We start from the raw sequence: 4,510 nt of genomic DNA, 5'->3' as shown, positions 1-4,510 counted from the left end.
AAATACTACGGTGGAACGTTGAAGATTGTTCGGGACGGACTGCGACAGCAGGCGAGGGTTCAGAGAGTGCGCCTTGTCTACGAGGGAGGAAAACTTCTGCCCAGTGACCCCGCGATGTTGAACGATGCGGTAACCAAGACGCAGCGGCGGATCGAGGGGGTGGAGGTGTTGTTCCAATGAGGCTGGATGAACTGAGCAAGGCGGATAGTTTTCGATTCACCTTCGACGGGGCCTTCGAACCGAAGGATGGATTGGATCGCGAAGTGGCGCCCTTTCTTGATGCTCTTGAGAGGCATGCCGTCGGTTGGATGCCGACGACGGTCAAAGGCAGTCGGAAACGCAAATACTCCCGAGACGCTGTGTTGCGCGCGCTAGAGGAGCGACGCGATGAGTATGGCTCAATCATTGGGTTGTCTCGCGCGGAGAGTCCTGCTGTTTCGATGGCACTCGACCTTGGGCTCACTCAGCGGGCGTCCGAGCTGAGCGTCAGCCTCAACATACAGCCGCTCACGTTCTTTGCCGCGGCGGAGACCTGTCGCGATTTTGTGGCTGTGGTTCGTGCCTGGGCCTCTCGGTACCCTACGCATCATTCGGTAGCTCATGGCTTGGCGGATTTGCAGTTGGCGGACTCTCCCGTATTCGGTCGTGACGATGCGACATGGAAACGGGACGGGTTCGACAAGATCTATGAGTTGTTCTGGTTGAACGTCTTCGGTCCCAAGCTGGTCGAATCGGTGGGAAGAGAACGGATGCTCTCGACGCCAGCGCACCTCGTGGAGGCGCTTCCCAACGGCTCCGTCCTCTTGGTGCTATGGCCCACTGCCGCCGAGTTCGCTGGCGATGAGGCGCGCGTGGTGCAGGCCCGAGCCCACGTCCACCTGCGGCCGGACCTCGACTTCGACACGGTGCTGCGCACGCTGCGGGAGCGCAGCGCCGCGCTCGTACCTGTCGAGCCGCACTTCCACCCCGACGTGGCGCCGTTTCTCTCGCGGCTGCCGGACGAGTTCGCCATCAGCGAGCGGCAACGGAAGATTGCCGAACTCAACGCCTTCCGGCCGCCGGTGCCGGAGGAGTGGCTCCCTGTCGCTCACCCCTCGGACGTGGCGAATCCGGAGCGCGTCCTCGAGTCCTACGGCGATTTGTCCGAAGGTCTCGTGGCGGCACTGCACACCCAGGTGTCCTCCATCATGGATGAGACGGCCGAGTCCCTCACGGACTTGGACTTCTACTTCTGGCAGGAGAACTTCCCGGAGCGGTACACGCGCGAACTCATCGACAGTCACACCGCTCCGGCGCTCGGCGCCTATCTGGGGGACGTGCTGGTGCGGCGGCTGGGCGGAACGTGGGTGCTGCGGCAGAAGATGGAGGAGTCCCAGGTGCGGGTTGGCAAGCGCGTCTGGCTGCCCTTCCTCCGCGCCCGCCGGTACATGCAGTCCCGCCAGTCGCTCTTGGAGTATTCGCTCACTCAGCTCTTCAAGGAGGCGGAGCGGTACCGGCCCTGAGTGGGGGCTGGTGCCGTGGCACTGGGGAGCAGTGCACGGATCCATTTGGCCTGGACGCCGATGTTCTCCGCTACGAGAAGACCGCCACCCACTCCCTGTCGGTCCTCCAGCTGGACTGCATGATGCTTTGGCTTGATCAGGGACACCCCCTACCCCCCCACGAAGTCCATCAGCACGGCGTAGTGCGTGGCGGCCGCGGCGACGACCATGAGGTGGAAGACCTCGTGGTAGCCGAACACGTGGGGCACGGGGTCGGGCCAGCGGCGCGCGTACACCACCGCGCCCACGGCGTAGAGCACGGCTCCGAAGAACAGCCAGCCCACGCGGCCGGGGCCCATCACCCCCGGGAGGTGCCACATCACCGGGGCCGCCACGCAGCCCAGGGCCACGTAGAGCCCCGAGCGCAGCCCCCGCGACGCGGAGATGCCCGCGAGCGTGAGCGTGGCTCCCGTCAGCGCCGCGCCCCACATCCCCCAGAGCAGCCGCTGGCTCCAGCCCCCCATGGGCGCCAGCGTCGCCATGGGCGTGAAGCTGCCCGCGATGAGGATGAAGATGGCGGCGTGGTCGAACCGGCGGATCCGCCGGTACGTCGCGGCGCTCCACGTGGGCCAGTGGTAGCCCCCGCTCACGCCGAACATCAGGACCAGGCTGCCGCCGAACACCAGGTTCGCCATGTACTGCGCGCCCGGCACGGGTATCAGCGCCATCCGCACGCACCCCACCAGCGCCGCCACGAACGCGAGCGCGTGCGACAGGCCGCGCAACCGGGGCTTCACACTCTGTTCCATGCGGTGCTCGTACTTCCGGCACGTCATGGCTTCGTCAGCGTCCTCGCGTCCCCACGCCCGGGACGTCGCGTTCTCCACGCATCGCCCCGGCGGAGTGTCCTCAGGAGGTCAGGGCGCCGCCCGGGACGGCATCCGGCACGCGGCGTGGCCCAGCACGACGTCCCCGTCGACGGTGCTCGTCGGCGTGGGCGTCCACCCGGCGCCCCGGGCTTCACGCGGCCGCGGGCTTCTGCTGGTCCTCCGAGAGCGTGCCGGAGCGCAGCGCCTTGGTCGCGGCCCCGGACATGACCTCCGCCAGCGTCTGCACGGAGCGGGTGACGGTGCGCGTCTCCTCCACGGCCGCCAGCGTGCGCTGCATCTGGCCGGACAGCTCCTGGATGGCCTGGGCAATCTGATGGGTGCCCGAGTCCTGCTGGGCCACGGCCTGGGTGATCTGCCGCACGCTGCCGCTGGTGTCGCTGATGATGCCCGCCAGCTTCTGCAGCTGCGCGCCGGAGTTGCGGACCGCGTCCAGGCTCACCTGCACGCGCGCCTGGCCCTGCTCGCTCATCTGCGCGGCCTCGCGCATGCTCATGCTCACGCCGTCGAGCACGTCGCGGATGCGCTCGGTGGCGCGGATGGACTGGTCCGCCAGCCGGCGCATCTCCTTGGCCACCACGCCAAAGCCCTTGCCGCTGTCGCCGTTGCGCACCGCTTCGATGGCGGCGTTGATGGCCAGCATGTTGGACTGGTCCGCCAGCGTCTTCACGTCGTCGACGATGCCGGACACCTCGCGGGTGCGCTCGTCGAGCGCGAGGATGCGCGCGGCCATCTCCGACACCTCGGTGCGGATGGCGGCCAGGTCCGTCAGCGTGCGCTCCAGGGCCTCGCCGCCCTGGCGTCCCACCGCCTCCGCGCTCTCCGCGGACACCGCGAGCAGGCGCGCCTTGTCCGCCGTCAGGTGCGAGCCCTGGCGGATCTCCTCCACCGTCTGCTCCAGCTCCCGCAGCGCCGACGCCTGGCGGCTGATGCCCACGGTCTGCTCCTCGCTGGAGGTGTGCAGCTGCTGCACGACGGCGGCCAGCTCGTCCGCGCCCTGGCCCATGCCCTGCGCCAGCAGGCGCACGTCCTTGCGGCGCGCTTCCAATTGGTGCGTGTACTCCGCCAGCGAGCGCATCACCTCCGACGAGCGGCGCGCCACGATGGCCACGAGCGACAGGGTGACGGCGAAGAAGCCCCAGTGCATCTGGCTGTCGGTGGCCTCCATCAGGCCCACCACCGGCAGCGTGGCGAGCACGGACACGAACGTGAGCCCGCCCAGGCCCGCGACGAAGATGCGCGCGTCCCGGTCCCCCTTCCAGGCCTGGACCACCGCGACGCCCACGCAGACGAGCAGCCCGGGCATCGAGTAGAGGGCGAAGGCGGGCAGCAGCCGCCACGCGGTGCTCAGGCTCACGACCGCGATGACGGACTGGGCGAGGGCCAGGGCGGAGACGAAGGCCGCGCTCCAGCGGAACCAGCGCAGCCGGTCCGCGCCGATGGTATCGGAGATGAACCACGCCAGGCTGGGAACGATGGCGTACGAGCCCACCAGCGTGAGCACGCTGCCGACGACCGCCCCGTCCCAGAGTGCCACGAACAGGCCACTCGAGCCGAGCAGCAGCGCGCCGGAGCCCATGGCGAACACGGTCAGCGAGGCGAGCAGCCGCCACTGGCGGCGCAGGAGGGCGGCGCCCAGCGCCACCATGCCGACGGCGAACAGCAGCGTCCCCATGACGAAGGGCGCGAGGCCCTGGCGGGTCATCGCCGCGAGCATCCGCGGGAGCGAGCCCACCTTCGCGTCGCGCGTGACGCCGATGGCGGGGCCGTGGGCCTGGATGCGCAGCAGCACGGAGCGGCCCAGCGAGGCGGGCGGCACGGGCACCAGGTGCCAGGCCAGGTTCTCCATCGTCTCGGTGCCGGAGGGGGCCAGCGTCCCGCTGGCGTAGACGCGCTGGCCGCCCGCGTAGACCTCGAAGGCGTTGGCGACGTTGCCCAGGAAGAGGGCGGGCTCCAGCCAGGGCCCCTCCGGCAGGGGGATGCTCAGCCAGAGGAAGGTGTTCGTCCCGCGCCCCGGCGGCTCCTTGAGCGCTTCCATGGGCTGCCAGCCCTCCGCGCCCGCCGGCTCCGTCGCCCACGTGGGAACGCCGTCAGGCCCCAGCGGTGAGTCCCCCCAGCGGAAGCGCCACCCTTCGAGCGCCG

The 4,510-nt window shown here is 69.3% G+C and carries 4 protein-coding genes; 2 read left to right on the top strand and 2 right to left on the bottom strand.

The annotated features are described in order from the left end of the window. On the top strand, nt 1-180 hold a 180-nt coding region (locus ACLEQD_RS37720; RefSeq protein WP_410390703.1), incomplete at its 5' end, for a hypothetical protein. Further along, the gene (locus ACLEQD_RS37715; RefSeq protein WP_410390702.1) at nt 177-1,502 is read left to right on the top strand and encodes a hypothetical protein; all 1,326 of its coding nucleotides are present in this window, start codon (nt 177-179) and stop codon (nt 1,500-1,502) included. The genes ACLEQD_RS37720 and ACLEQD_RS37715, both read left to right, overlap by 4 nt. 149 nt (nt 1,503-1,651) lie before the next feature. Here ACLEQD_RS37715 and trhA read toward each other — a convergent pair whose 3' ends face one another. Together trhA and ACLEQD_RS37705 are read right to left on the bottom strand one after the other, a co-directional pair. Continuing rightward, the gene (gene trhA / locus ACLEQD_RS37710) at nt 1,652-2,290 is read right to left on the bottom strand and encodes a PAQR family membrane homeostasis protein TrhA (RefSeq protein ID WP_410390701.1); all 639 of its coding nucleotides are present in this window, start codon (nt 2,288-2,290) and stop codon (nt 1,652-1,654) included. 211 nt (nt 2,291-2,501) lie between these two features. Further along, a partial coding sequence (locus ACLEQD_RS37705; RefSeq protein ID WP_410390700.1) for a methyl-accepting chemotaxis protein occupies nt 2,502-4,510 on the bottom strand: 2,009 nt, incomplete at its 5' end.

Origin of the sequence: Corallococcus sp. 4LFB (assembly GCF_046520365.1) — a bacterium.
Taxonomy (GTDB): domain Bacteria; phylum Myxococcota; class Myxococcia; order Myxococcales; family Myxococcaceae; genus Corallococcus; species Corallococcus caeni.
Note: the sequence above shows the minus strand (reverse complement) of the source record. Positions and strands in the feature narration are given on the sequence as shown.

Coding starts and splice junctions, on each gene's coding strand:
- ACLEQD_RS37715 (WP_410390702.1), top strand. CDS start 177: ATGAGGCTGGATGAACTGAGCAAGGCGGATAGTTTTCGATTCACCTTC.
- trhA (WP_410390701.1), bottom strand. CDS start 2,290: ATGGAACAGAGTGTGAAGCCCCGGTTGCGCGGCCTGTCGCACGCGCTC.